The organism is Ectothiorhodospira shaposhnikovii (genome assembly GCF_016584105.1).
Lineage (GTDB): Bacteria > Pseudomonadota > Gammaproteobacteria > Ectothiorhodospirales > Ectothiorhodospiraceae > Ectothiorhodospira > Ectothiorhodospira shaposhnikovii.
The window spans coordinates 22,814-48,690 of the sequence record NZ_NRSM01000015.1 but is presented as its reverse complement, the minus strand read 5'-3'; the positions used below and the strand labels follow the sequence as shown (position 1 = coordinate 48,690).

22 protein-coding genes are annotated in these 25,877 nt (G+C 64.1%); 18 read left to right on the top strand and 4 right to left on the bottom strand.

All coding sequences use genetic code 11. The features are described 5' to 3' along the window. Positions 1-62: 62 nt before the first annotated feature. The 8 genes from CKO35_RS10020 (at position 63) to CKO35_RS09985 (ending at position 8,145) form a co-directional block, all read left to right on the top strand. Positions 63-950, top strand: coding sequence for a cobalamin B12-binding domain-containing protein (locus CKO35_RS10020; protein WP_200175458.1), 888 nt, complete (start codon positions 63-65; stop codon positions 948-950). Positions 951-994: 44 nt separating this feature from the next. Continuing rightward, on the top strand, positions 995-2,419 hold the full coding sequence (ppsR, locus tag CKO35_RS10015) for a transcriptional regulator PpsR (RefSeq protein ID WP_200175456.1): 1,425 nt from the start codon (positions 995-997) through the stop codon (positions 2,417-2,419). A 95-nt stretch (positions 2,420-2,514) separates the two neighbouring features. Next, the gene (chlG, locus tag CKO35_RS10010) at positions 2,515-3,399 is read left to right on the top strand and encodes a chlorophyll synthase ChlG (protein WP_200175452.1); all 885 of its coding nucleotides are present in this window, start codon (positions 2,515-2,517) and stop codon (positions 3,397-3,399) included. Between the two features lie 122 nt (positions 3,400-3,521). Beyond that, on the top strand, positions 3,522-4,709 hold the full coding sequence (locus CKO35_RS10005) for a geranylgeranyl diphosphate reductase (protein WP_200175445.1): 1,188 nt from the start codon (positions 3,522-3,524) through the stop codon (positions 4,707-4,709). A 10-nt stretch (positions 4,710-4,719) separates the two neighbouring features. After that, on the top strand, positions 4,720-6,036 hold the full coding sequence (fni, locus tag CKO35_RS10000; protein ID WP_200175438.1) for a type 2 isopentenyl-diphosphate Delta-isomerase: 1,317 nt from the start codon (positions 4,720-4,722) through the stop codon (positions 6,034-6,036). A gap of 168 nt (positions 6,037-6,204) precedes the next feature. Next, entirely contained in the window at positions 6,205-6,984 is a 780-nt protein-coding gene (locus CKO35_RS09995; RefSeq protein ID WP_200175436.1) for a DUF2189 domain-containing protein, read from the top strand. A gap of 171 nt (positions 6,985-7,155) precedes the next feature. Beyond that, positions 7,156-7,341 (top strand): hypothetical protein, encoded by a 186-nt coding sequence (locus CKO35_RS09990; RefSeq protein WP_200175434.1) that lies wholly within the window; start codon positions 7,156-7,158, stop codon positions 7,339-7,341. 6 nt (positions 7,342-7,347) lie between these two features. Then, positions 7,348-8,145, top strand: coding sequence for a hypothetical protein (locus CKO35_RS09985; RefSeq protein WP_200175432.1), 798 nt, complete (start codon positions 7,348-7,350; stop codon positions 8,143-8,145). Between the two features lie 25 nt (positions 8,146-8,170). Here the strand turns inward: CKO35_RS09985 and CKO35_RS09980 are convergent, their stop codons facing one another. The 4 genes from CKO35_RS09980 to CKO35_RS09965 all read right to left on the bottom strand — a co-directional run bounded on the left by CKO35_RS09980 (position 8,171) and on the right by CKO35_RS09965 (position 12,558). Further along, complete coding sequence (locus tag CKO35_RS09980) at positions 8,171-9,655, bottom strand: alpha/beta hydrolase (protein ID WP_200175430.1); 1,485 nt, start codon at positions 9,653-9,655, stop codon at positions 8,171-8,173. Next, a complete protein-coding gene (locus CKO35_RS09975; protein WP_200175428.1) occupies positions 9,652-10,347 on the bottom strand; it encodes an HAD-IA family hydrolase in 696 nt (231 codons plus the stop codon). Before CKO35_RS09975 ends, CKO35_RS09980 begins: the two co-directional genes overlap by 4 nt. A 40-nt stretch (positions 10,348-10,387) precedes the next feature. Continuing rightward, the gene (gene ubiG / locus CKO35_RS09970) at positions 10,388-11,101 is read right to left on the bottom strand and encodes a bifunctional 2-polyprenyl-6-hydroxyphenol methylase/3-demethylubiquinol 3-O-methyltransferase UbiG (protein ID WP_200175426.1); all 714 of its coding nucleotides are present in this window, start codon (positions 11,099-11,101) and stop codon (positions 10,388-10,390) included. Between the two features lie 119 nt (positions 11,102-11,220). Next, positions 11,221-12,558, bottom strand: coding sequence for a TRZ/ATZ family hydrolase (locus CKO35_RS09965; RefSeq protein ID WP_200175424.1), 1,338 nt, complete (start codon positions 12,556-12,558; stop codon positions 11,221-11,223). A gap of 102 nt (positions 12,559-12,660) precedes the next feature. Between CKO35_RS09965 and mtnA the strand changes: the two genes are divergently transcribed. The 10 genes from mtnA to rpsA all read left to right on the top strand — a co-directional run bounded on the left by mtnA (position 12,661) and on the right by rpsA (position 25,871). Continuing rightward, positions 12,661-13,716, top strand: coding sequence for an S-methyl-5-thioribose-1-phosphate isomerase (mtnA, locus tag CKO35_RS09960; protein ID WP_200175422.1), 1,056 nt, complete (start codon positions 12,661-12,663; stop codon positions 13,714-13,716). Between the two features lie 189 nt (positions 13,717-13,905). Next, the gene (gene gyrA / locus CKO35_RS09955) at positions 13,906-16,476 is read left to right on the top strand and encodes a DNA gyrase subunit A (protein WP_200175420.1); all 2,571 of its coding nucleotides are present in this window, start codon (positions 13,906-13,908) and stop codon (positions 16,474-16,476) included. A gap of 148 nt (positions 16,477-16,624) precedes the next feature. Next, positions 16,625-17,707 (top strand): 3-phosphoserine/phosphohydroxythreonine transaminase, encoded by a 1,083-nt coding sequence (gene serC, locus CKO35_RS09950; protein WP_200175418.1) that lies wholly within the window; start codon positions 16,625-16,627, stop codon positions 17,705-17,707. Between the two features lies 1 nt (position 17,708). Then, the gene (locus CKO35_RS09945) at positions 17,709-18,872 is read left to right on the top strand and encodes a phosphoglycerate dehydrogenase (RefSeq protein WP_200175417.1); all 1,164 of its coding nucleotides are present in this window, start codon (positions 17,709-17,711) and stop codon (positions 18,870-18,872) included. 30 nt (positions 18,873-18,902) lie between these two features. Next, entirely contained in the window at positions 18,903-19,994 is a 1,092-nt protein-coding gene (gene pheA / locus CKO35_RS09940; RefSeq protein ID WP_200175415.1) for a prephenate dehydratase, read from the top strand. A 79-nt stretch (positions 19,995-20,073) separates the two neighbouring features. After that, positions 20,074-21,195, top strand: coding sequence for a histidinol-phosphate transaminase (gene hisC, locus CKO35_RS09935; protein ID WP_200175413.1), 1,122 nt, complete (start codon positions 20,074-20,076; stop codon positions 21,193-21,195). Further along, the gene (locus CKO35_RS09930; RefSeq protein ID WP_200175407.1) at positions 21,192-22,049 is read left to right on the top strand and encodes a prephenate dehydrogenase/arogenate dehydrogenase family protein; all 858 of its coding nucleotides are present in this window, start codon (positions 21,192-21,194) and stop codon (positions 22,047-22,049) included. Before hisC ends, CKO35_RS09930 begins: the two co-directional genes overlap by 4 nt. A 29-nt stretch (positions 22,050-22,078) precedes the next feature. Further along, entirely contained in the window at positions 22,079-23,407 is a 1,329-nt protein-coding gene (gene aroA / locus CKO35_RS09925) for a 3-phosphoshikimate 1-carboxyvinyltransferase (RefSeq protein ID WP_207143626.1), read from the top strand. After that, a complete protein-coding gene (gene cmk / locus CKO35_RS09920; protein WP_200175405.1) occupies positions 23,407-24,087 on the top strand; it encodes a (d)CMP kinase in 681 nt (226 codons plus the stop codon). Before aroA ends, cmk begins: the two co-directional genes overlap by 1 nt. A 98-nt stretch (positions 24,088-24,185) precedes the next feature. Continuing rightward, the gene (gene rpsA, locus CKO35_RS09915) at positions 24,186-25,871 is read left to right on the top strand and encodes a 30S ribosomal protein S1 (RefSeq protein WP_200175403.1); all 1,686 of its coding nucleotides are present in this window, start codon (positions 24,186-24,188) and stop codon (positions 25,869-25,871) included. Positions 25,872-25,877 lie beyond the last annotated feature (6 nt).

The following is a 25,877-nucleotide window of genomic DNA, read 5'->3' as shown; positions in this document are numbered from 1 at the left end:
GCATACGGGGCGGATACGGGCCGGGCGCGGATGGGGCAGGACGATCTTGCCGTGAAGGCGAGATGGTGGGGACACCCCCGGACCATGACTCCGAGCGACTGAGAACCGAACTGTCCAGGGTGATCGAGGGAGAGATCATCCCCCGTCTGATGCTTGTCCACCGCACCCGCGCAAAAGGTGATGGCCGTCGTCGGCCCGGGGGTGCCGGAGTGGAGCGTTCCGTGCCCCGGGGTGGGGGTGCCGAGCCCATGGGTGCGCAGCCGGTGCCCATCACCTCGCAGTCGGTGGAGGCGTTTGCCCGACTGGTCATGGAGCATGATGCCGCTGCTGCGTCCTCCTATGTGGATATGCTGAGGGCGGGCGGTGCCTCTCTGGAAGACATATTCATGCGGTTGCTGGCCCCTACGGCAAAACGCCTGGGCGAGCTGTGGGACATTGATCAGGCGGATTTTACCGAAGTTACCGTGGGGCTCTGCCGGCTTCAGCATGTATTGAGGGAGTTGGGTGGCCTCTTTGCAGGGGAGCATGGCCAGGGGACGCCTGGTCAGAAACGGGTGCTGATGGCCCCCGTTCCAGGAGAGCACCATACATTTGGCCTGTTGATGGTGTCAGAATTCTTTCGTCGGGCAGGTTGGGAAGTCACCTGTGATCCTGCGATCACCGCAACCGAGCTCAATCATCTGGTGCATAGGGAATGGTTTGACGTGGTGGCACTGTCCGTCAGTTGCGACCTCCTGCTCGAAAAGCTGTCCAGCACGATCAGGGGGATACGTCGTGTCTCCCGAAATCCTTCCATCGGCGTACTCGTTGGAGGGCGTCTGTTTGTGGAGAATCCACGATTGGCTTCGGTGGCAGGTGCCGACATGGCGGCGGTGGACGGCAAAGACGCGGTGCGACGTGCCGAAGAGATGCTGGTCCGGCGAGTGGTTTGCATGAGTTCGCAAATCTGACGTGATCTGGACGCAAGTGATTGATACCGATAAGTGTGGAGCGCGTGAAGCAGTTCAAGTCCCCAAAGCAGTCGCTCGGGGAGCTGAAGCCCGACCAGGTGGCTGCGTTGATTGCCGCGGTGGCGGATGTTTCCCTTGTCCTGGATGATGCCGGCGTCATCCAGGATCTGGCTTTTGGCAGCGACGAACTTTCCACCGAAGGATACGGGCAATGGCTGGGCAAGCCCTGGGTCGATACCGTCACCCTGGATAGCCGCGGCAAGATCGAGGCACTGCTTCGGGATGCGGGAGCCTCCTGTAATCCACGATGGCGCCAGGTCAATCATCCCTCCGGCCGTGGCGTGAATGTGCCCGTCATGTATTCCGCTGTCAGGGTCGGGGATGATGGGCGTGTAGTTGCCATGGGCAGGGACCTGCGCAGTATTGCGACGCTGCAGCGCCGACTGGTGGAATCCCAGCAGATGATGGAGCGTGAATACTCGCGCCTGCGTCATGCCGAGACCCGTTATCGTCTGCTGTTTCAGGTGGCTTCCGAAGCCGTCCTCATCATGGATGCCGCCACTCACAAGGTGGTTGAGGCCAATCCGGCCGCCTGTGAACTGCTGGGGGAAACCACCGGCAGAATGGTCGGCAAGGTATTCCCCGAAGGTTTTGACCTGGAAAATACCCAGTCCATACAGGACATGCTTGCCACGGTGCGTGCCACCGGTCATGCAGACGATGTCACGGTCCGTTCCCTGGAGGGCAAGCGGGAATTCATCGTTGCTGCTTCCCTGTTTCGCCAGGACAACGCTTCCCATTTTTTGATCCGGTTACGTTGCCCGGTGCTGGATGTCCTGTCGTCGGTGGGGCCGCGGACCCACTCCCGGGTGCTTGACCTGGTGGAGCGGGCCCCTGATGGATTTGTGGTCACCGATTTGAGTGGGCGCATATTGACCGCGAACCTTGCCTTTCTCGAATTGACCCAGATGCCCACTGAAGATCAGGTGCGGGGACAGTCCCTCGGGCGTTGGCTGGGCCGCCCCGGCGTAGACCTGAGCGTCCTGATCAGCAATCTGCGTGAACACGGCTCCGTGCGTCTGCTGAGTACCGCGCTTCGGGGGGAATACGGTTCTTCCGCGGAAGTGGAGATTTCCGCGGTGGCGGTGCTGGATGTGGATAATCCCTGTCTGGGTTTCACCATCCGCAGTGTGGGGGCGCGCATGCCCAGGCAGTCCGTGATCGTGCGCGATGGCCCGCGCTCGGTCGAACAGCTCACCGAGTTGGTCGGGCGCGTGCCGCTCAAGGATCTGGTGCGGGAAAGTACCGACATGATCGAACGTCTGTGCATTGAGGCCGCCCTGGAGTTGACCAATGACAACCGCGCTTCGGCCGCAGAGATGCTGGGGCTGAGCCGGCAGAGTTTCTATGTGAAACTCAGGCGTTATGGCCTGGGAGATCTGGCCCCGGAAGGTGAAGACAAGCTATAGCCTTATCCCTGTGTCCATGATTCATTACTTATCGCATCTCCGGGCGGTGTAAATGAAGCTTGACGATACGCTGGGCCGCGTATAATTTACCCGCCATGTCGATACCAGCACCCCGCGCAGTCCTCGAACTGCTCAAGCCCGTCACCTGGTTCCCGCCTATGTGGGCCTTTGCCTGTGGCGTCGTTTCATCCGGTGTCGCTCTGCAGGAGCGATGGTGGCTCATCATCGTTGGCGTGGTCCTGGCAGGTCCTTTGATCTGCGGCACCAGCCAGGCGGTCAATGACTGGTTCGACCGCCATGTGGACAAGATCAACGAGCCCAATCGCCCCATTCCTTCGGGGCGGATTCCCGGACGCTGGGGGCTGTACATCGCCATCATCTGGACCATCCTGTCCCTGCTGGTGGCCACGGTGCTCGGTATCTGGGGCTTTCTGGCGGCCCTTTTCGGCATGATTCTGGCCTGGGCCTACAGCGCCCCGCCCACCCGTCTCAAGCGCAATGGCTGGTACGGAAATTCCGCCGTGGCCATCTGCTATGAAGGGGTGCCCTGGTTCACCGGCGCCGTGGTGATGACGGCGGTCTTCCCCGACTGGCGCATCGTGGCGGTGGCTCTGCTGTACAGCATCGGTGCCCACGGCATCATGACCCTCAACGACTTCAAGTCCGTGGAAGGGGATACCCGCATGGGCCTGGGTTCCCTGCCGGTGCAACTGGGTGTGGAGCGTGCCGCCCGTCTGGCTTGCTGGGTCATGGCCCTGCCCCAGGTGGTGGTAATTGCGCTGTTGTTCTCCTGGGGTGCCCTGTGGCATGCCTTGGCCATCGCCGTGCTGCTGGCCGTTCAGGGTGGACTGATGCTGCGCCTGCTCAAGCAGCCCAAGGCCCTGGCCCCCTGGTATAACGCCACCGGTGTCACGCTCTACGTGAGCGGCATGATGATCACGGCTTTCGCCCTGGGCAGCATGAATCTGATGGCGTCGTGATCAGCGCATTGCCAGGGTAGCTTTCGGGGGGGAGTCGAGCGATACGTTCGCCTGACTCCCCTTTTTTATGACTTTTTTCCGTGGTGCGGTAGTGAGCCCGGAGCCGGACAAAGGTGAATCAAATGGCTGAAATGGAAACCTATGATGTGGTCGTGATCGGTGGTGGTCCAGCGGGGGCGACGGCCGCCACCGATCTGGCCAGGGCTGGTCGCAAGGTCCTGCTGCTGGACCGGGAAGGGCGCATCAAGCCCTGCGGCGGTGCCATTCCCCCCATCCTCATGACCGAGTTCGACGTGCCGGAAGAGGTGCTGGTGGCCAGGATTCGCTGCGCCCGCATGTTCTCTCCCTCGGACCGCAAGGTGGACATGCCCATCGACGGTGGTTACGTGGGCATGGTGGACCGCAAGACCTTTGATCCCTGGTTGCGTGAGCGGGCAGGGCAGGCGGGTGCCGAGCGTCGCGTGGGCACCTATGAGAAGATCGACCGTGACGCCGACGGCACCGCCGTGGTGCGTTACAAGAATGCCGATGATGAAGTGGTGGGCGTGCGCGCCCGGGCCGTGATCGGTGCCGATGGTGCCCGCTCTTCCGTGGCCCGCCAGGAAGTACCCGGTGCCGACAAGATTCCCCATGTGGCCGCCTACCACGAGATCATCAGTCGCCCCACCCGTCCGGACGCGGAATACGATCCCGAGCGTTGCGACGTCTATTATCGCGGTTCCCTGTCCCCCGACTTCTATGCCTGGGTCTTCCCCCACGGCGACACCGTCAGCGTGGGGGTCGGTTCCGCCCATCGCGGTTTCTCCCTGCGGGGTGCCGTGGAGGAACTGAGAAAGGCCGCCGGCATGGAAGATTGCGAGACCCTGCGTTGCGAGGGTGCGCCCATCCCCCTGTACCCCATGAAATGCTGGGACAACGGCCGTGACGTGCTGCTGGCCGGGGATGCCGCCGGTGTGGTGGCTCCCGCCTCCGGCGAGGGTATCTACTACGCCATGCTGGGCGGGCGTCTGGCGGCGGAAGCCGTACACAGCTTCCTCACCTCCGGCAAGCCGGCGGACCTGAAGCTGGCCCGCAAGCGCTTCATGAAGCTGCACGGCCAGGTATTCTGGGTGCTGGGCATCATGCAGCGCTTCTGGTACATCAACGACAAGCGCCGCGAACGCTTCGTCGCCATCTGCCGCGACAAGGACGTACAGGATCTGACCTGGCAGTCCTACATGTACAAGAAGCTGGTGCGGACCCGCCCCCTGGCCCAGATCCGTATCTTCTTCAAGGACATGGGCCATCTGCTGGGTCTGTCCAAGGTCTGAGGGCCGAGCCATGGCCCAGTGGTTTGCCTCCGGTCTGGTCGTTGATCTGATCATCCTGGCCATGGTCCTGGAGGCGGCCCTGCTGGGCCTTTGGCACCGTCTTGCCGGCCGGGGTCTGGCCTTTGCCAGGTTCTGGCCCTTCCTGCTGGCCGGCGTGTCCCTCATGCTGGCCCTGCGGGCGGCGCTGACGGGCGCGGAGTGGTACTGGATCTCCTTCTGGCTGCTGGCGGGATTCGCGGCCCATCTGGTGGATCTATGGCAACGCATGCGGCGAACCATGGACGCCATGACCCTTGATGCCGTTTCCCTGCGTGACCCCCGCTCCAAGGGGCGGCATATCAAGGCTTGCCTGAGCGAGCGGGCGCTTTACCGCAAGACGACGGGTTTGGAGCGCTTTGATTTTGTCAGTCAGGCCCTGCCTGAAATCGCCCTGTCGCAGATCGATCTGTCCGTCACTTTGGCGGGGCGTGCCCTGTGCGCGCCGCTGATGATCGCCCCCATGACCGGTGGGGACCGGCGTGCCCTGGTGATCAATCACCGTCTGGCCCGGGCGGCCGAACGCTGGGGGCTGGCCATGGGTGTGGGGAGCCAGCGGGTGGGTATCGAGGATGGCAGTCGGGCACGCTATTTCGAGCTGCGCAGTCAGGCCCCCACCGCCATGTTGTTTGCCAACCTGGGCGCGGCTCAGCTGGTGAAGGGCTGGGGCAGGGACGAGGCCCTGCGGGCGGTGGACATGATCCGCGCCGATGCCCTGTTCATCCATCTCAACCCCATCCAGGAAGCCGTTCAAGGCGGAGACCTGGATTTTCGCGGTGTCGCAGACCGGTTGAGCCGGCTTTGCGAAGCACTCAAGGAGGCCGGTGTGCCGGTGTTCGCCCGGGAGGTGGGTTTTGGCATCAGCGAGCAGGCCGCCCGGCAATTGCTGGCCTGCGGCGTATCCGGCATCGACTGTGCCGGGGCCGGCGGGACATCCTGGGCGCGGGTGGAATCACTCTGCGCGGATTCCTCGCGGGAGCGTCTGATGGGGGAGCGCTTCGGTGAATGGGGGATTCCCACCAGTGACAGCATCCTCAACGTGCGGCGGGTTTCCCAGACCCTGCCCCTGATTGCCTGCGGCGGCCTGACCAACGGTATCGAGCTGGCCAAGGCCCTGGCCCTGGGGGCGGATATGGGTGCCATGGCCAGAGCCATGCTGGTGAAGGCCTGTCAGGGGGAGGGCGCCCTGGACCGTTTCATTGCCGACACCCTGGAAGAGCTGCGGATCTGCATGTTCGGCACGGGGGCCGCCACTGTGGCGGCCCTACGGGGTTCGCTGGTGTCCTGCTGATAGTTTCTTGACGCGTACCGGCGGGCACAATCTCTCCGCGGCAACTCACCGGCTGACCAATGTTTGACAATGCGCAATCCGTCACAGGCAGTGTTGCCTGTTCGGGTCTATACCTTTCCGTCATGGGGGAGTCCTTGCCGACGTCTTACGCCGAAGTGAGGTGATACCATGGACAAATTGCTCAATTCCGCTTCCGTCACCGCAAGTGCGGAACCCATCCTGCAACGTGTTTCCCGTGATCGCCCTTTTCACTGGCTATCCATGGGGGCCCGGGATTTCATGAAGGCCCCCGTGCCCGGACTGATCTACGGGCTGATGGTGGTGTTGCTGGGGTATGCCATTCTCTGGGGGGTGCGAGCCGAGCCCTTTCTGGTGCTGACCTTCCTGGCGGGGTTCCTGCTGTTGGGTCCTCTTGCCGCCATGGGCATCTATGAAAGCAGCCGTCTGCTGGAGCAGGGGCGGTCGGTTTCCTTCATGCAGACCTGGCGGGCCTGGCGCGATAATCCGGTTGTCATCGGTCTGTACATTGCATTTCTTTCGGTGATCATGATCGCCTGGATTCGTTTTACTTCCCTGATGCTGGCACTGTTTTTTGACCGTCTGCCCGCGGGGTTGCAGACCAGTTGGTCATCCTTGTTCAGCACTGTGGAAGGCCTGGGATTTCTGGGCATCTTCATGACCAGCGGCGCCCTTGCAGCCGTGCTGGTGTTCATGACCGGCGCGGTTACCCTGCCCATGATCACGGATCGGCGCGGCGAAATCATCGACGGTGTGGTGACCAGTGTGCGGGTGGTCCTTCAAAACCCTGCCGCCATGGCGATATGGGCCGGACTGCTGGCGGCCCTGACGGCCTTCGGGTTTGCAACCCTGATGCTGGGATTGATGGTGATCCTGCCGATTCTGGGGCATGCCACCTGGCACGCCTACAGGGAGTTGGTGCACTGGTGAAGTGATGCGCCCTGGGGGCTGTTTTCCTCCGCCGAGCAAGACGGGGCGGGCGGCGTTTCTGGTTGAGATGATATCCCTGCGAGAGAGGCCTGATCTGGTGGTTTGCGGTGTTCTGTGTTATCTAGCTGCTATGTTGCATGTAACAGGTAACACCCCTGAGGAGGTCAACCCATGACCACATTGCTGCAAAAGATGGGCTTGGAACTGACCGACAGTGAGCGGGAAGAACTCAGGAAATTCGACAAGCCCTCCATGAAGGTGGTGGGGCGCGGCACGCTCACCATGTCGGTGGAGGATGCGCGTGATTCCGACAAGATTCGGGCCCTTTCCCTGAAAATGAAGGAAATGATCGAGTAAACAAGGATGTGGTTGCTGCTGGTACTGTCCATTCTGGTCAGCGGCTTCGTCGTTTTTCTGCATCATCCCTACTATTTTTTTCGGCTGCACCGTTTTGATGGTCAGTTGCTGTATCTGAAGAGTGCATACCTGGGTGCCTTGTGCACCCTTTTTGCGTTTCTCGGCATCCTCCTGTTCGACTTCCTGATGTCATCCGCTACCGGCTGCATGGTTTGCTCGGAAGGCGTCGAGCGCTTTCTGGGCATGTTGAGTCGGACTCTGGCCAAGCTGGGTTTTCGACAGGATGACGGTCTGTTCCTGATGATTGTCGCCATGGGATCGCTGGTCGTGGCTTTTGCCTGGGTTGCTCTGGCCCGGGCACTTGTCTGGTACCGGTATCGGCGTGTGGCCGGAACACGTTCTCCCCAGGAGCTGTACAAGCTGGTGTTGATGTCCGGCATCCTGAGGGATAGCCCGATGGACGAGCTATTCCTGCGGTCTTACCGGGATGGTGATGTGCTGATGCTCCATATGGAGGATCGAAAGGTTTATGTGGGGCGGGTGATGCACATGGGAGAGCCTACCGAGTCGGAGGGGCTTGACCAGGAGATCAGGGTCTTCCCCTTGTCTAGCGGTTACCGTGACAAGGATACCCTGAAGGTGACGCTGACCACTTACTATGATCCGGCAAAGGAAATCGCCATCACCCTGCGTCAGGACAAGGTGATCGCGGGAACGGTTTTTGATGAAGAAGTCTTTCAGGACTTCATGCGGAAGGAGCGGGAAAGGGAACGCAAGACCATGGTGCCCCGAAAGTGGTTCTAGACGCCCGGATTGCAGCCGGAGCGGTTTAAATCAGCGGAAACATCATGGTCAGGGTCCAGCCCAGGAAGGCGGCCATGGCCAGCCCTCCGGCCCAGGGGCGCTGTGCCGGCAGGCTCACCAGCAGGGGCAGGGCCAGCATCACCGGCAGCAGGGGCAGGATGATGAGCAGGAACATCATGCCGTCCACCACGGCGGCGGCAATGCCGACGGTGACCATGGTCACCAGGGTGATGCCCAGGCCAAGGCCGAAGCCCTGGATGCCCCCCCGCCCCAGCAGGGCGGTGGACAGGGCCACGGCCCAGGGCAGGATCAGCAGGGTCAGCACCGGCAGATAGGGCAGGCGGTGCAGCGGGGGCCACCAGGCCAGCCAGACCTTGGCGCCGAGCACGCCGAAGGCCAGCATCAGCACGCCGAACATGACCATTCCCCAGCCCAGGTCCGCCCATTCCGGGCGGGGTGGCCGGGTGCCGAGGGCCAGCCAGAACAGACCCGCCAGGGCCAGCCAGAGGGCGAATTGGGGACTCACCAGGATGCCCCCCAGGCCATCCAGATAGATCACCTCGCCGATACCGATCAGGGCCGCGGTGGCCCCGACACCGCTCAGGGCGGCACGCAGCAGGGGGCGACGGGTATGATTCAGCCAGTCCGGATGCATGCCCCGCAGGGAAGAGGGGTCCCCTCCGGGTGTGAACAGAGGGACCAGGGTGCGCCACAGGATCAGGACCGCCAGCAGGTGCAGCAGCCACCAGGCAAGGGTGGGGTTGGGGGAAACGGCCGGGGCCGAAAGATCCCAGATCCGGTCAAACCACGCCAGGGAGGCGGTGTGGGCCTCGTGGCGGAACAGGATGCCGATATGCTCGGCATGGGGAATGACGGTAAGGGTACGGGCAGTGCCCTGCAGGGGATTTCCTCCCTCGCCGCCGGCCTGTTCCAGAAGGGTCTTCGCCGCTGCCAGGAAGGGGCCTTCCCAGGCGCCGGCCATGAGCATCAGGTTGCGGGGGCTGCCCGGGCCGACCTCGCTCTGGCCGGGGGAGATGGCCACCACGGCGCTGACATCGTCCAGGCGGAGCTTGCCGGCGTCGATGGCGGCCCCGGCTCCGAGGGAGTGCCCCAGTAGCCCCAGGCGCCGGTGATCCACTTCAGGGCGGCTCAGCAGCAGATCCAGGGCGGTCTGGACGTCGCGCTGGAACTGTTCAGGATCGTTCCACCAGTCCAGGGGTGTCTGGTTGCGGCCGTGACCACTCAGGTCCGGCAAGGCCACCACTACGCCAGCGCGGGCCAGGGTCAGGGCCCAGTGGCGCATCAGGCGTTCAGAACCGGCAAAGCCGTGGGCCATCACCACGCCCGGCGCCGGCTCGCTCACGGCGGGCAGCAGCAGAGTGACGGGGACGCCGTCCCGGGTGAGGGACAGGCTCTGCACGCCCCGTTCGGCGGCCAGTACCATCCACCAGGCCAGGGCCATGAGCAGCACCGCGATCAGGGCGATGCCCAGGCGCAGATGCCTGTTCATCGGGAGGCGACCCCCAGCCCGGGCTCGGCGGGGAGCCAGGGGAGGATCTGCTCCGGGTGATCGATGGCGGCATCCGCGCCCCAGGTGGCGGGTGCCTGGGCGTCGTCGATATAGCCGTAGAGGGCCACCAGGGTGTGGGTTCCGGCGGCGCGTCCGGCCTGAATGTCCCGCTCGGCATCTCCCACGTACAGACATTCGGCCGGTTGGCAGGCGGCCTGTTCACAGGCCAGCAGCATGGGCATGGGATGGGGCTTGCGCTGGGGAGTGGTGTCACCGCTGATGACGGTGACGGCGCGCCGGTGCAGGTCCATGGCGCGCACCAGCGGATCGGTGAGCCAGGCCGGCTTGTTGGTGACGATGCCCCAGTTCAGTCCCTGCTCCTCGATGGCCTGGAGCAGCGTCTCCATGCCGGGAAACAGGCGGGTTTCCAGGCACAGGTAGTGTTCGGCGTAAAGGTCGAGGAAACGTTGCCTGAGGGTTTCAAAGTGATCCCCCTCGGCGTCGGGAAAGGCCAGTCTGACCAGCGCCGCGCCGCCGTGGGATACCTGGTTGCGCACGTTCTCGAAGGGCAGTGCCGGCACGCCCTGTTCCCGTTGCAGGGCGATCAGGGCGGCATACATGTCGGGGGCGGTGTCCGCCAGGGTGCCGTCCAGGTCGAACAGCACGGTACGCAATGGGGCGCGACTGGGCATGGACTGATCTCCCCGGGTGAGTCTGGGCCGATGTTTCGGCCTATGCCTCGCGGACGGCGTGGGCCAGGTAGTTGACATCCACGCCGGGTCCAAGACGGTAGGTGCCGGAGAGCAGCTGGTAGTGCATGCCCATCAGTTCCTTCAGGGTCAGGCTGGCCTCACGCATCCATTGCTCCATCTCCGATGGACGGACGAAGCGGGCGTATTCATGGGTGCCCTTGGGCAGCATGCGCATCAGGTATTCCGCGCCCAGGATGGCCATGGCGAAGGCCTGGGGCGTGCGGTTGAGGGTGGCGAAGAAGACATGGCCGCCGGGCTTCACCAGGCGGGCGCAGGCGTGGATCACGGAGCCCGGGTCGGGAACATGCTCCAGCATTTCCATGCAGGTGACCACGTCAAAGGCACCGGGCATGGTTTCCGCCAGCGCCTCGGCGGAGGTCTGCCGGTAATCCACTTCCAGGCCGGATTCCAGCAGGTGCATGCGGGCCACGCCCAGACCGGCCTCGCTCATGTCGATACCGGTGACCTGGGCGCCGCGCCGGGCCATGGCTTCGGAGAGCAGGCCACCGCCGCAGCCCACATCCAGGACCTTGAGGCCCTTGAGTCCGCCGCAGCCTTCATCGACGTAGTCCAGACGCAGGGGGTTGATTTCATGCAGGGGACGGCATTCGCCGTTGGGGTCCCACCAGCGGTGGGCCATGTCACCAAACTTGGCAATCTCGGCGGCGTCGACGTTGTGATGGCTCTCGGACATGGGATTCGGTCTGATGGAATGATGGGGCATTGTACTCACCGGGGCGACATTTTATCCACCTGGAGCCGGAATCCTCCAGGTGTCATCCCCGTGGGGGCGGGCCGGCCGCGAACAGTGGCTCATCCGGAACCGGTCTGATGATCCGCCCGCGCGATCTTCTCCTGCCAGATCCCGATGCGCCGGTGCAGATCGGCCTCGTCAATGGTGGTGAGCTGCCGGTCCCGCAGCAGCGGGCGGCCGTCCACCCACACATCACTGACCTGGTGGCGACCGCAGGCATAGATCAGATGGGATACCGGGTCATAGACCGGACGGCATTCCAGGTCATCCATGAATACCGCGGTGATGTCCGCACGCTTGCCGGGAACCAGGGAGCCGATCTCATCGCCCAGGCCCAGGGCGCGGGCGCCGTTGAGGGTGGCCATGCGCAGGGCGGTGTGGGCGGGCAGGGCCGCCGCGTTGCCGCTGACTCCCTTGGCCAGCAGGGCGGCGGTGCGCATCTCGCCGAACATGTCCAGATCGTTGTTGCTGGCGGTGCCGTCGGTACCCAGGGCCACGTTGACGCCCGCCTCCAGCAGGGCCTGCACCGGGCAGAAGCCGGAGGCCAGTTTGAGGTTGGATTCGGGGCAGTGGACCACGTGGGTGCCGGCCTGGGCCAGGTGGGCGATCTCCGCCGGTTGCAGCTGGGTCATGTGAATGGCCATGAGATTGGCGCCGCTCAGGCCAAGTCCGGCCAGCCGCTCCAGGGGGCGGACACCGAAGCGGGCGGTGGCCTCGTTGACCTCGTGGGCGGTTTCATGGACGTGCATGTGAATGGGCAGGTCCAGTTCGTCGGCCAGGGTGACCAGCCGCTTCAGGGGCTCGTCGGACACCGTGTAGGGGGCATGGGGGGCAAAGCAGAAGGAGAGCAGGGCGTTGCCCTTGTGGCGATCGTAGATCTCCAGTCCCTTGGCGATGTATTCGTCGCCGTTGGCGGCCCAGCTGCTGGGAAAATCGATGACGATGAGGCCGATGGCCGCCCGCAGGCCCACCCGGGAGGCCACCAGGGCGGTGGTTTCCGGGAAGAAATACATGTCATTGAAGCAGGTGGTGCCGCCGCGCAGCATTTCGGCGGCGGCCAGCAGGCTGCCGTCGTGGACGAAATCCTCACCGACGAAGCGGCCTTCGGCGGGCCAGATGTGGTTCTGCAGCCAGTCCATCAGGGGCAAGTCGTCGGCCAGCCCCCGCAGCAGGGTCATCGGGGAGTGGGTATGGGCATTGATCAGGCCCGGGATGAGGGCGTGCCGGTCCAGGCGGCGGTGGGTGTCGGCCTGGTAGCGCCGTTCCGCCTCGGGGGTGGGCTGCAGATCCAGTATGCGGCCCTCGTGGATGACCAGGGTGTGGTGGTCCAGAACCTGGTTGTCCGGCTCCACCGGGATGATCCAGCGGGCGGAGATCATTTTTTCGACGTTTTTCATGGTGGAAAAGATAACTGCACCCCGTGACGGCGGGCAAGCGGTACATCGGTCTTGATCCAGCGCACTGGCGGCGGAATCATGGCGGACATACAATCCCGCCCCATGAATACACACGCCCATGACTCCATTCGTGCCGTGCAGTGGACCGGCACTCACCTGCGCCTGCTGGATCAGCGGCGCCTTCCCCACGAATCCATCTATCTGGACATGGATACGGCCCCGGAGGCGGCCGTGGCCATTCGCGACATGGTGGTGCGCGGCGCCCCGGCCATCGGGGTGACGGCCGCCTATGCGGTGGTCCTGTCCGCCCGTCAGGCCTGGTCCAGTGATCCATCCCACTGGCGGGATGCCATGCAGGCGGATCTGGACACCCTGGCGGCCTCCCGTCCCACCGCCGTGAACCTGTTCTGGGCCCTGGCCCACATGCGCCGACTCATGGATCGCCTGCCCGACGGCGTCGACCCCACCGCCGAACTGCTGCTTGAGGCCGAGCGCATCCATCACGACGACATCGAAGGCAACCGCCGCATGGGCGAACTGGGCGCCGCCCTGATCGAGCCCGGCAAGGCCGTGCTGACCCACTGCAATACCGGCTCGCTGGCCACCGGCGGCTACGGCACCGCCCTGGGAGTCATCCGCAGTGCCTACGCCAAGGGCCTGATTCCCCATGTCTTTGCCGATGAAACCCGACCCTGGCTGCAGGGGGCGCGCCTGACCGCCTGGGAGCTGGTGCAGGACGGCATTCCGGTCAGCCTGCTGTGCGAGGGCGCGGCCGCCAGCCTGATGAGGGAAGATCGGGTGAGCTGGGTGATCGTGGGCGCGGACCGCATTGCCGCCAATGGCGATGCCGCCAACAAGATCGGTACCTATGGTCTGGCCGTGCTGGCCCGGCATCATGGGGTGCGCTTCATGGTGGTGGCCCCCACCACCACCATCGACATGGAAGCGGCCGACGGCAGCGCCATTCCGATCGAGCAGCGCGGGGCCGAGGAAGTGTTGGAGCTGGCCGGAAAGCGGGTGGCCGCCGATGGGGCAGGGGCCTGGAACCCGGCCTTTGACGTCACCCCCGCCGGACTGATCGACGCCATCGTCACTGAGCGAGGCGTGGTGGAACGGCCGGATCGGGAGAAGATGCTGGCCCTGATGTCGGGGCGCTGACCCGGCCTTGCGGTTGCCGGGCGTTGTCCGGCAACCGCAAGGCCGGCGCCGGCCCGCCGGATGTCCCGGGGCCATTGCCGTAACTGCGTGACAGACGGGTCGGCAACACCCAGGCTATCCCGACGTTGTGGTATGATCACCCGCTTGTTCTGATCCCTTTATCCGCCCATCATCACGCCCTGAGACTGAATGGCCGAATTCGCCAAAGAAATCCTCCCCGTCAATCTCGAAGACGAGATGCGCCAGTCCTATCTGGACTATGCGATGAGTGTCATCATCGGGCGCGCCCTGCCCGACGTGCGGGACGGACTCAAGCCGGTACACCGTCGCGTCCTCTTCGCCATGCGCGAGCTGGGCAATGACTGGAACAAGCCCTACAAGAAATCCGCCCGCGTGGTCGGTGACGTGATCGGTAAATATCACCCCCATGGTGATTCCGCCGTCTACGACACCATCGTGCGCATGGCCCAGCCCTTCTCCATGCGCTACATGCTGGTGGATGGGCAGGGTAACTTCGGCTCCGTGGACGGCGACGCCCCGGCGGCGATGCGATACACCGAAGTCCGCATGGCCCGGATCGCCCACGAAATGCTGGCGGACATCGACAAGGAAACCGTCGACTTCGTCGACAACTACGACGGTTCCGAGTCCGAACCCTCGGTCTTCCCCGCCCAGTTGCCCCATCTGCTGATCAACGGCTCGGCCGGCATCGCGGTGGGCATGGCCACCAACATCCCACCCCATAACCTCACCGAGGTGGTGAATGCCTGCATTGCCCTGATCGATGACCCGGAACTGGGTATCGACGGGTTGATGGAGCATCTGCCGGGTCCGGATTTCCCCACCGCCGGCACCATCAACGGCGATCGCGGCATCCACGAGGCCTACCGCACCGGCCGCGGCCGCATCTATGTGCGTGCCCGCACCGAGATCGAGACCGACGAGCGGACCGGGCGCCAGTCCATCATCGTCACCGAACTGCCCTACCAGGTGAACAAGGCCCGGCTGCTGGAGCGCATTGCCGAGTTGGTCAAGGAGAAGAAGCTCGAAGGCATCAGCGAGCTGCGGGACGAGTCCGACAAGGACGGCATGCGCATGGTGGTGGAACTCAAGCGCGGCGAAGTCCCCGAGGTGATCATCAACAACCTCTATCAGCACACCCAGATGCAGAACGTGTTCGGCATCAACATGGTGGCGCTGGTGGATGGCCAGCCCCGCCTGCTGGACCTCAAGCAGATCCTGGAGGCCTTCCTGCGCCATCGCCGGGAAGTGGTGACCCGACGGACCATCTATGAGCTGCGCAAGGCCCGCGAGCGGGCCCATGTGCTGGAAGGCCTGGCGGTGGCACTGGCCAATATCGACGAGGTCATCGCCCTGATCAAGGCCTCCGGCAGCCCCGCCGAAGCCAAGGAAGGGCTGCTGGCCCGGGCCTGGAATCCGGGCGTGGTGACCGGCATGCTGGAGCGTGCCGGGGCCCTGGCTTCCCGCCCCGAGGATCTGGCGCCGGAATTCGGCATGAGGGAAGACGGCTATCATCTGTCCGAGGCCCAGGCCCAGGCCATCCTGGATCTGCGCCTGCATCGTCTGACCGGGCTGGAGCAGGACAAGATCGTCGCCGAATACCGGGAACTGCTGGAGCGCATCCATTACCTGCTGGAGATCCTTGGCAGCCCGGACCGGTTGATGGCGGTGATTCGCGAGGAACTGGAGGCGATCCGGGAACAGTACGGCGATGAACGCCGGACCGAGATCCTGAGCACCCAGCTTGACCTGACCCTGGAGGATCTGATCACCGAGGAAGACGTGGTGGTCACCCTCTCCCATGCCGGTTATGCCAAGTATCAGCCCCTGAGCGCCTACCGTGCCCAGCGCCGTGGCGGCCGGGGCAAGACCGCCACCACCTTCCGCGACGAGGACTTCGTGGATCGTCTGGTGGTGGCCAATACCCACGACACCATCCTGTGCTTCTCCAGTCGCGGCAAGGCCTACTGGCTCAAGGTCTATGAACTGCCCCTGGGCAGCCGTATCGCCCGCGGTCGTCCCATGGTCAACCTGCTTCCCCTGGAAGAGGGGGAGCGGATCAATGCCATCCTGCCGGTGCGTGAGTTCAGCGAGGACGTCTATGTCTTCATGGCCACCAGCGAAGGCGTGGTGAAGAAGACGCCGCTGGTGGATTTCTCCCGGCCCCGTTCCAACGGCATCATCGCCGTGGGTCTGCGGGATGGGGACTGGCTGGTGGATGTGAAGCTCACCGACGGTCGGCAGGACGTCATGCTGCTCACTTCCGCCGGCAAGGCCATCCGTTTCAATGAGGATTCCGTCCGTGCCATGGGGCGTACCGCCAGTGGCGTGCGCGGTGTGAAACTGAACGAGGGCCAGCAGGTGATTTCCCTGATCATCGTCGATCAGGGCACCATCCTGGTGGCCACCGAGAATGGTTACGGCAAGCGCACACCACCCGAAGACTTCCCGCTCCATGGCCGCGGCGGCCAGGGTGTCATCGCCATTCAGACCGGCGGCCGCAACGGCAACGTGGTGGGCGCGACCCTGGTGGGTGATGAAGACGAGGTCATGCTCATCACCAATGGCGGCACGCTGGTGCGGACCCCGGTGGCCGATATCTCCGTGCTGGGCCGCAATACCCAGGGCGTGAGGCTGATCCGCCTGTCCGACGATGAAAAGCTGGTGGAACTGGCGCGGGTGGAAGGTCTCAATGGGGAGGGCGAGGATGATGCCGCCCCCGAGGATGCTGATGCCTGAGTCCGTCAGCGACTCAAGAAACACGCTGCGGCCCCGCAAACTGCCTGCCGTGGAGGGGTGACCCCACAAAGGCCGGTCCCACGGGGGCCGTTGCTGCCTGGATGGCGACCAACCGTATTCGTAGTGTGATCCAACCCTGGAGCAAACCATGACACGAGTCTACAATTTCAGCGCCGGCCCCGCCGTGCTGCCCGAGCCGGTGCTGGAACGCGCCCGCGAAGAAATGCTCGACTGGAACGGGACCGGCATGTCGGTGATGGAAATGAGTCACCGTGGCAAGGCCTTTGTTTCCATCGCCGCCCAGGCGGAACAGGATCTGCGGGATCTGTTGCAGATCCCCGCCAACTACAAGGTACTGTTCCTGCAGGGTGGCGCCACCGGCCAGTTCGCCGCCATCCCCATGAACCTGCTGCGGGACAAGCGCCGGGTGGACTACGTCAATACCGGTGCCTGGTCCAAGAAGGCCATCTCCGAAGCCAGGAAATATGCGGATGTGAACGTGGTGGCCACCGCCGCCGACAGTAACTTCACCACCATCCCGGCCTTCGATACCTGGCAGCGCGGCAGCGATGCCGCCTACCTGCACTACACCCCCAACGAGACCATCGGCGGGGTGGAATTCCACTGGATCCCCGAATCCGGTGACGTGCCCCTGGTGGCGGACATGTCCTCCAACATCCTGTCCGGTCCCCTGGATGTCTCCCGTTTCGGCCTTATCTACGCCGGCGCCCAGAAGAACATCGGTCCCGCCGGCCTCACCCTGGTGATCGTGCGTGACGATCTGCTGGGCGGCGCCATGGCATCCACCCCCAGCATCTTCGACTATCAGGTGCAGGCGGAAGCCGAGTCCATGTCCAACACCCCGCCCACCTATGCCTGGTACCTGGCCGGCCTGGTGTTCCAGTGGCTCAAGGAAATCGGCGGTCTGAAGGTGATGGACGAGATCAATCGCCGCAAGGCCGAGAAGCTCTACAAGGCCATCGACAACTCCGCCTTCTACACCAACCCGGTGGACGTGGCCGCCCGTTCCCGCATGAACGTGCCCTTCACCCTGGCGGACCCCGAGCTGGACGGCCTGTTCCTCAAGGAAGCCGAGCAGGCGGGACTGACCACCCTCAAGGGCCACCGCTCCGTGGGTGGCATGCGCGCCAGCATCTACAACGCCATGCCCGAGGCCGGCGTCGATGCCCTGGTGGAATTCATGGTGGACTTCGAACAGCGCAAGGCCTGACATGTACAAGATCCTCACCCTGAACAACATCTCTCCCAAGGGCCTGGACCGGTTCGGACACGAGCATTACGAAGTGGCCTCCGAGATCAGTCAGCCCGATGCCGTCATGGTGCGTTCCTTCAACATGCACCAGATGGAAATTCCCGCCAGCCTCAAGGCTGTGGGCCGTGCCGGCGCCGGGGTGAACAACATCCCCCTGGATGCCATGACCGAGCGTGGCGTGGCGGTCTTCAATGCCCCCGGCGCCAATGCCAACGCGGTGAAGGAACTGGTGCTGGCCGGCATGCTGCTGGCGGCCCGCAACATCTGCCAGGCCTGGGACTACACCCGCAATCTGACCGGGGATGATGCAACCCTGCATAAGCAGGTGGAAGCCGGCAAGAAGCAGTTCAGCGGTTTTGAGCTGCCCGGTCGTACCCTGGGCGTGGTGGGCCTGGGGGCCATCGGCGTGCAGGTGGCCAACGCCGCCCGCGCCCTGGGCATGAACGTCATCGGCTTTGACCCGCACATCACCGTGCGTGCCGCCTGGCAACTGGATGCGGGCGTGCTGCAGGCCCTGAGCGTGGACGATCTGATCGCCCGTTGTGACATGGTCACCTTCCATGTGCCCCTGAACGATCACACCCGTCACCTGCTCAACCGGGAACGGCTTCAAAGCATGCGGGACGGTGCCGTGGTCCTGAACTTCGCCCGTGAAGGCATTGTGGACGAAGCCGCCGTGCTTGAGGCCCTGGAAGCGGGCAGGCTGCGCAACTACGTGTGCGACTTCCCCAGCAACCACCTCATGGGCCAGGTCGGGGTGATCGCCCTGCCGCACCTGGGGGCCTCCACCCAGGAGGCGGAAGAAAACTGCGCCGTCATGGTGGCGGATCAGCTGCGTGAGTACCTGGAGCACGGTAACGTGCGCAATTCCGTGAATCTGCCGGAGGTGGTCTTGCCCCGGGCGGGCAAGACCCGTCTGGCGGTCATCAACCGCAATCTGCCGGACATGGTGGGTCAGATCTCCCATGTGCTGGGGCAGAACAGCATCAATATCATTCACATGGTGAATGAATCCCGCGCCGGAGTTGCCTACAATCTCATCGACGTGGAAGGCGAGATCGGTGAAGAGGCGGCCCGCGCCATCGCGGGCATTGACGGCGTGTTGCGGGTCCGCGTCCTGTAACAGGTCCCACGAGTAGAAGCAGGTCGAGACATGAGTGGTCAGGACGGGGAGACGCTGGATGGCATTCGCCAGCACATTGATGCGCTGGACGATGAGATCATGCGTCTGATCAGTGAGCGGGCCGACTGCGCCCAGGAAGTGGCCCGCATCAAGCGGGCCGCCGATCCCCGGGCGGAGTTCTACCGCCCGGAGCGGGAGGCCCAGGTGTTGCGCCGGATTCAGGAAGCCAATCCGGGGCCCCTGAACAGCGAGGAGATGGCCCGACTGTTTCGGGAGATCATGTCCGCCTGTCTGGCCCTGGAGCAGCAACTGTCCATTGCCTTCCTGGGGCCCGAGGGGACCTTCACCCAGGCGGCCGCCCTCAAGCATTTCGGGCATTCGGTCAATACCGTGCCCATGAGCGCCATCGACGAGGTATTCCGTGAAGTGGAATCCGGCAGTGCCCACTACGGGGTGGTGCCGGTGGAGAACTCCACCGAAGGGGTGGTGACCCATACCCTGGACCGCTTCATGCAGTCCCCCCTGAGCATCTGTGGCGAGGTGGAGCTGAGAATTCATCACCATCTGCTGTCCACGGCCGATGCGCTGTCCCGGGTGGAGCGGATCTATTCCCACCAGCAGTCCCTGGCCCAGTGCCGGGAGTGGCTGGATGCCCGTCTGCCCCATGCCGAGCGCCTGTCGGTGAGCAGCAATGCCGATGCGGCCCGGCGCGCGTCCCGGGAGCCGGGATCGGCGGCCATTGCCAGCGAGGCGGCGGCGGAGCTTTACGGCCTCAGCGTGCTGGCGGCCAATATCGAGGATTCGCCGGACAACACCACCCGCTTTCTGGTGATCGGTCCCCGTTCCAGCGGGCCCTCCGGCAACGACAAGACCTCGTTGCTGGTGTCCGCCCGCAACCGTCCCGGTTCCCTCCATGGCCTGCTCTCGCCCTTTGCCGATAATGACGTGAGCCTGACCCGGATCGAGTCCCGGCCTTCCCATTGCGTGAACTGGGAGTATGTCTTTTTCATGGACATCGAAGGGCATGCCCAGGATGCCCATGTGGCCAAGGCCCTGGTGGAACTGAAACAGGAAGCGGAACTGGTCAAGGTGCTGGGCTCCTACCCCAAGGCCGTCCTGTAGGCCCCGGCACCGGGGATGCGCACATCCGTGTGGCCGGGTAATTTTTCGACGGCTTCCAAGAATCAACTCCGGAGACAACATGAGCTGTGACTACCGTGCCCTGGCCAATGCCGGGGTTCAGAGCCTGATGCCTTACCAGCCCGGCAAGCCGGTGGAGGAACTGGAGCGGGAGCTGGGCATCCGCGAGAGCATCAAGCTGGCCTCCAACGAAAATCCCCTGGGCCCCAGTCCCCGTGCCATCCAGTCCCTGGGTGGGCTGCTCGATGGCTTGGCCCTGTATCCCGATGGAGGCGGTTTTGCCCTGCGCCGGCGTCTGGGGGAGGTGCTGGGGGTGGAGCCGGCCTGTGTCACCCTGGGTAACGGCTCCAACGACGTGCTGGAGCTCATTGCCCGGGCCTATCTCTCTCCCGGCCGCAACGCGGTCTTCTCCGCCCATGCCTTCGCCGTCTATCCTCTGGTGGTGCAGGCAATGGATGCCGAGGCGCGAACCGCGCCGGCCAATCCCGCGGACCATGCCATGCCCTATGGTCACGACCTGGCCGCCATGGCGGACCGGGTGGATGCCCATACCCGGGTGATCTTCGTGGCCAACCCCAACAACCCCACCGGCACCTGGCTGGATGGCGCCTCCCTCAAGGCCTTCATTTCCGCCCAGCCCCGGGAGACCCTGGTGGTGGTGGACGAGGCCTATTTCGAATACGTGGAAGAAGCCGAATACCCGGATACCACCCGCTGGCTGGCGGAATTCCCCAACCTGGTAGTGACCCGGACCTTCTCAAAGATCCATGGTCTGGCTGGCCTGCGCGTCGGCTATGCGGTGTCCAGTCCGGAGGTGGCGGACATCCTCAATCGGGTGCGCCAGCCCTTCAATACCAACACCCTGGCCCAGGCCGGCGCCCTGGCGGCCCTGGAAGATGACGCCCATGTGCGTGAATCCGTCAGGGTGAACCGGGAAGGTCTGGCCTTTCTCACCGCCGCCTGCCGCGAGCGAGGCCTGGGGTTCATCCCTTCCGTGGGCAACTTCCTGTGCATCGACATGGGCCGGGAGGCCGGGCCGGTGTATCAGGCCCTGCTGCATCAGGGGGTGATCGTGCGTCCCGTGGCCGGCTACGGCCTGCCCAATTACCTGCGGGTGACGGTGGGACGTGCCCATGAGAACCGGCGTTTCATCGACGCCCTGGATCAGGTGTTGAGCCGGTGATTCGTCGTCTGACCATTTTCGGTGTCGGCCTCATCGGCGGATCCCTGGCCCTGGCTCTGCGTCAGGCCGGTACCTGCCAGGAAGTGGTGGGCTGCTCCCGTTCCGAGGGCCATCTGCGCCAGGCGGTGGAGCTGGGCGTGATCGACCGCTACAGCCTGGATCCGGCCGAGGCGGTGGCCGGTGCCGACATGGTGGTGCTGGCGGTGCCCTTGGGGGCCATGGGCGGTGTCTGTGAGTCCATTCGTGATCATCTGGATCCCGAGGCCGCCATTACCGATGTGGGCAGCGCCAAGGGCAGCGTGGTGGATGCGGTGCGGGAGGGGTTTGGTGAAATGCCCCATGGATTCGTGCCCGGCCATCCCATTGCCGGGACTGAGCGCAGTGGTGTCGCGGCAGCCTTTCCCACGCTGTTTCAGGGTCGGCGGGTGATCCTCACCCCGCTGGAAACCACGGATATCGGCGCACTGGCCAAAGTGCGCACCATGTGGGAAGAGACCGGGGCAGTGGTGGAGAGCATGTCCGTGGCCCACCACGACGAAGTCCTGGCCGCCACCAGCCATCTGCCCCATCTGCTGGCCTTCGGTCTGGTGGACAGCCTGGCCCGCATGGGCGAGCGGGACGAGATCTTCCGCTATGCCGCTGGGGGCTTTCGGGATTTCACCCGCATCGCCTCCAGTGATCCGGTGATGTGGCGGGATATCTGCCTGTCCAACCGGGAGGCGATCCTGTCGGTGATTGCCCGTTACCAGGATGACCTGAACATGATTACCCGGGCGATCTCCCAGGGTGACGGCGATCGGCTGTTGGAGATCTTTCAGCGTGCCAAGGCGGCACGGGACCGGTTCTGTGAGTGAGCGTTTTTTTCGTGGATGCAGGTGATCAGATGACACACGGCAGTACGCTGGAATTCCTGGTGGAACCGGGCGGTCGGCTTGAAGGCCGCTGCCGGGTTCCCGGTGACAAATCCATCTCCCACCGTTCCATCATGCTGGGTGCGCTGGCGGAAGGCACCACCGAGGTGAGCGGGTTTCTGGAAGGGGAGGACTGCCTGGCCACCCTCAAGGCCTTTCGCGCCATGGGGGTCCGGATCGACGGACCCGAGGCCGGGCGAGTGACCATCCACGGTGTGGGTTTGCAGGGACTGAAGGCCCCCGGCGCCCCCCTGGATCTGGGTAATTCCGGGACGTCCATGCGGCTGATGGCCGGCCTGCTGGCCGGACAGCCGTTTGATACCGTGCTGACCGGCGATGCCTCCCTGAGCCGTCGGCCCATGCGCCGCGTTACCGAACCGCTGGCACGCATGGGCGCCCGCATCGACACCGGCCCCGAGGGTCGTCCCCCCCTGGCCATCCAGGGTGGACAGGGGCTGGAAGGCATTGACTATGAGATGCCCGTGGCCAGCGCCCAGGTCAAGTCCAGTCTGCTGCTGGCCGGCCTCTATGCCCGGGGCAGGACCTGCGTGACCGAACCGGCACCGACCCGGGACCACACCGAGCGCATGCTCACGGGATTCGGCTACGCCGTGGCGGGGGATCAGGGGCGGGTCTGCCTGCAGGGCGGGGGGCGCCTGTGCGCCACTGCCATCGACGTGCCGGCGGATATCTCTTCCGCGGCCTTCTTCCTGGTGGGGGCCTCCATCGCGCCCGGTTCCGAACTGACCCTGGAGCATGTGGGCGTGAACCCGACCCGGACCGGGATCATCGATATTCTGCGGCTGATGGGTGCCGATATCCGCCTGGAAAATCCCCGTGAAGTGGGCGGGGAGCCGGTGGCGGATCTGGTGGTGCGCGCCGCGCCGCTCAAGGGCATCCGCATCCCCGAGGCCCTGGTGCCCCTGGCCATCGACGAATTTCCCGCCATCTTCGTGGCGGCCGCCTGTGCCGAGGGTGAGACGGTGCTCACCGGTGCCGAGGAGCTGCGGGTCAAGGAAAGCGACCGGATCCAGGTGATGGCCGATGGCCTGGCCGCCTGCGGTATCCAGGCGCGACCCACGCCGGACGGTATCGTGATCCAGGGAGGGTGTCTCCAGGGCGGCGTGGTGCAAAGCCACGGCGATCATCGCATTGCCATGTCCTTTGCCATGGCGGCGCTACGGGCCCAGGGTTCCATCCGCATCCAGGACTGCGCCAATGTGAATACCTCCTTCCCGGGATTTGCAGCGCTTGCTGGCGGGGCCGGGCTGAACATTCAGTCCATGGAGGCATGCGTCTGATGTCCATACCCGTGATCACCCTTGACGGTCCCGGCGGTTCCGGCAAGGGGACGGTGAGTCGTCTGCTGGCCGAGCGTCTGGGCTGGTCCTTCCTCGACAGTGGCGCCCTGTACCGTCTCGTGGCCCTGGGCGCCCTGCGCCGCGGACTTGCGCTGGATGACGTGGAACAGGTATCCGGGTTGGCCCGTCATCTGGACGTGTGCTTTGAGCTGGATGAGGCCGGTGCCCCCTGTGTGCGTCTGGACGGCGAGCGGGTGGGCGGTGAGTTGCGCACTGAATCCTGTGGCGATGCCGCTTCAAAGGTGGCCGCCATTCCCGAAGTCCGGCAGGCCCTGCTGGACCGGCAACGGGATTTTCGCAGTGCCCCAGGGCTGGTGGCCGACGGTCGGGACATGGGCACGGTGGTCTTTCCCGATGCGCCATTGAAGGTTTTCCTGACCGCGGACAGGGAAGAAAGGGCCCGGCGTCGATACCTGCAGTTGAAGGAACAGGGGCATAATGCTAACCTGCCAGCCCTCATAGAAGAGCTGGCCGAACGTGACCGGCGCGATGCGGAGCGGGCAGTGGCCCCGCTCAGACCCGCTGAGGATGCCATCGAGGTGAATTCCACCCACATGAGCATTGACGCGGTTCTGAACGAAATCCTCGCATTGGCGGCGAAACGCGGTCTGATTGGATGATATGGTCCGGGGCAGGCAGGCCCGGGATCCTTTTTGAATAACCGGTCTGCAACGGGATTGTGCAGGCCCCAATACTATTTTGCAGGTTCAACCAACCCATGACTGAAAGTTTCGCGCAACTGCTCGAAGAGAGCTTCTCCACCATCGAGATGCGGCCCGGTTCCATCTTGAACGGTACCGTCATCAACATCACCAATGACATGGTGGTGGTGAACGCTGGCCTCAAGTCCGAGGGAGTGATTCCCAAAGAGCAGTTCTTAAACGAAAAGGGTGAGCTGGAAATCCAGATCGGCGATCTGGTGGAAGTGGCCCTGGAGTCCCCCGAAGACGGCTTCGGTGAGACCCGCATGTCCCGCGAGAAGGCCAAGCGCGCCAAGGCCTGGGAACGCCTCGAAGAGGCCATGGAGAAGGACGAGACCATCGCCGGCATGATCAGCGGCAAGGTCAAGGGTGGCTTCACCGTGGAACTGGGCGACATCCGCGCCTTCCTGCCGGGCTCCCTGGTGGACGTTCGCCCCGTGCGCGACACCGCCTACCTGGAAGGCAAGGAACTGGAATTCAAGCTCATCAAGCTGGACCGTCGCCGCAACAACGTGGTGGTGTCCCGCCGCGCCGTGGTGGAGAAGGAATACAGCGCCGAGCGCGAAGCCCTGCTCAAGAACCTGCAGGAAGGCATGGTCCTCAACGGTATCGTCAAGAACCTCACCGACTACGGTGCGTTCCTGGATCTGGGCGGCATCGACGGCCTGCTGCACATCACCGACATGGCCTGGAAGCGGGTCAAGCACCCCTCCGAAGTGGTCAACATCGGTGACGAGATCCGGGTCAAGGTCCTCAAGTTCGACCGCGAGCGCAACCGCGTCTCCCTGGGTCTGAAGCAGCTGGGCGAAGATCCGTGGGAAAACATCACCCGCCGTTATCCGGTGGGCACCCGTCTGTTCGGCAAGATCACCAATATCACCGACTACGGCTGCTTCGTGGAAGTGGAGGACGGCGTGGAAGGTCTGGTGCACGTCTCCGAGATGGACTGGACCAACAAGAACGTGAATCCCGCCAAGGTCGTGGTGGTGGGCGAGGAAGTGGAAGTGATGATCCTCGACATCGACGAGGAGCGTCGCCGCATCTCCCTGGGCATGAAGCAGTGCCAGCCCAACCCCTGGGACGAATTCGCCGCCATGCACAACAAGGGCGAGAAGGTCTCCGGCGTGATCAAGTCCATCACCGACTTCGGCATCTTCGTGGGCCTGGAAGGCGGTATCGACGGTCTGGTTCACCTCTCCGACCTGTCCTGGAACATGCCCGGTGAAGAAGCCGTGCGCAACTTCCGCAAGGGTGAGGAAATCGAGGCCGTGGTGCTGTCCGTGGACCCCGAGCGCGAGCGCATCTCCCTGGGCCTGAAGCAGCTGGACAAGGATCCCTTCTCCAACTTCGTGGCTGAAAACGCCAAGGGCAGCATCGTCAAGGGTGTGGTCCGGGAAGTGGACGCCAAGGCCGCCATGGTGGATCTGGGCGACGGAGTCGAGGGTGTACTGCGTGCCTCCGAACTGTCCCGTGATCGCGTCGAGGACGCCCGTTCCGTGCTGAACGTCGGTGACGCAGTGGAAGCCAAGTTCGTGGGCGTGGATCGCAAGAACCGCACCGTGACCCTGTCCATCAAGGCCAAGGAAAGCGACGAAGAAGCCGAAGTGATGCAGGACTACAGCGGTTCTTCCGCAGCCACCACTTCCCTGGGTGCGCTGCTGAAGGAACAGCTGGCCGGTAGCGGCGATTCCGAGAAGAAGTAAGGACTC

Coding starts and splice junctions, on each gene's coding strand:
- CKO35_RS10020 (WP_200175458.1), top strand. CDS start 63: ATGGTGGGGACACCCCCGGACCATGACTCCGAGCGACTGAGAACCGAA.
- chlG (WP_200175452.1), top strand. CDS start 2,515: ATGTCGATACCAGCACCCCGCGCAGTCCTCGAACTGCTCAAGCCCGTC.
- CKO35_RS10005 (WP_200175445.1), top strand. CDS start 3,522: ATGGCTGAAATGGAAACCTATGATGTGGTCGTGATCGGTGGTGGTCCA.
- fni (WP_200175438.1), top strand. CDS start 4,720: ATGGCCCAGTGGTTTGCCTCCGGTCTGGTCGTTGATCTGATCATCCTG.
- CKO35_RS09995 (WP_200175436.1), top strand. CDS start 6,205: ATGGACAAATTGCTCAATTCCGCTTCCGTCACCGCAAGTGCGGAACCC.
- CKO35_RS09990 (WP_200175434.1), top strand. CDS start 7,156: ATGACCACATTGCTGCAAAAGATGGGCTTGGAACTGACCGACAGTGAG.
- CKO35_RS09985 (WP_200175432.1), top strand. CDS start 7,348: ATGTGGTTGCTGCTGGTACTGTCCATTCTGGTCAGCGGCTTCGTCGTT.
- CKO35_RS09980 (WP_200175430.1), bottom strand. CDS start 9,655: ATGAACAGGCATCTGCGCCTGGGCATCGCCCTGATCGCGGTGCTGCTC.
- CKO35_RS09975 (WP_200175428.1), bottom strand. CDS start 10,347: ATGCCCAGTCGCGCCCCATTGCGTACCGTGCTGTTCGACCTGGACGGC.
- ubiG (WP_200175426.1), bottom strand. CDS start 11,101: ATGTCCGAGAGCCATCACAACGTCGACGCCGCCGAGATTGCCAAGTTT.
- CKO35_RS09965 (WP_200175424.1), bottom strand. CDS start 12,558: ATGAAAAACGTCGAAAAAATGATCTCCGCCCGCTGGATCATCCCGGTG.
- mtnA (WP_200175422.1), top strand. CDS start 12,661: ATGAATACACACGCCCATGACTCCATTCGTGCCGTGCAGTGGACCGGC.
- gyrA (WP_200175420.1), top strand. CDS start 13,906: ATGGCCGAATTCGCCAAAGAAATCCTCCCCGTCAATCTCGAAGACGAG.
- serC (WP_200175418.1), top strand. CDS start 16,625: ATGACACGAGTCTACAATTTCAGCGCCGGCCCCGCCGTGCTGCCCGAG.
- CKO35_RS09945 (WP_200175417.1), top strand. CDS start 17,709: ATGTACAAGATCCTCACCCTGAACAACATCTCTCCCAAGGGCCTGGAC.
- pheA (WP_200175415.1), top strand. CDS start 18,903: ATGAGTGGTCAGGACGGGGAGACGCTGGATGGCATTCGCCAGCACATT.
- hisC (WP_200175413.1), top strand. CDS start 20,074: ATGAGCTGTGACTACCGTGCCCTGGCCAATGCCGGGGTTCAGAGCCTG.
- aroA (WP_207143626.1), top strand. CDS start 22,079: ATGACACACGGCAGTACGCTGGAATTCCTGGTGGAACCGGGCGGTCGG.
- cmk (WP_200175405.1), top strand. CDS start 23,407: ATGTCCATACCCGTGATCACCCTTGACGGTCCCGGCGGTTCCGGCAAG.
- rpsA (WP_200175403.1), top strand. CDS start 24,186: ATGACTGAAAGTTTCGCGCAACTGCTCGAAGAGAGCTTCTCCACCATC.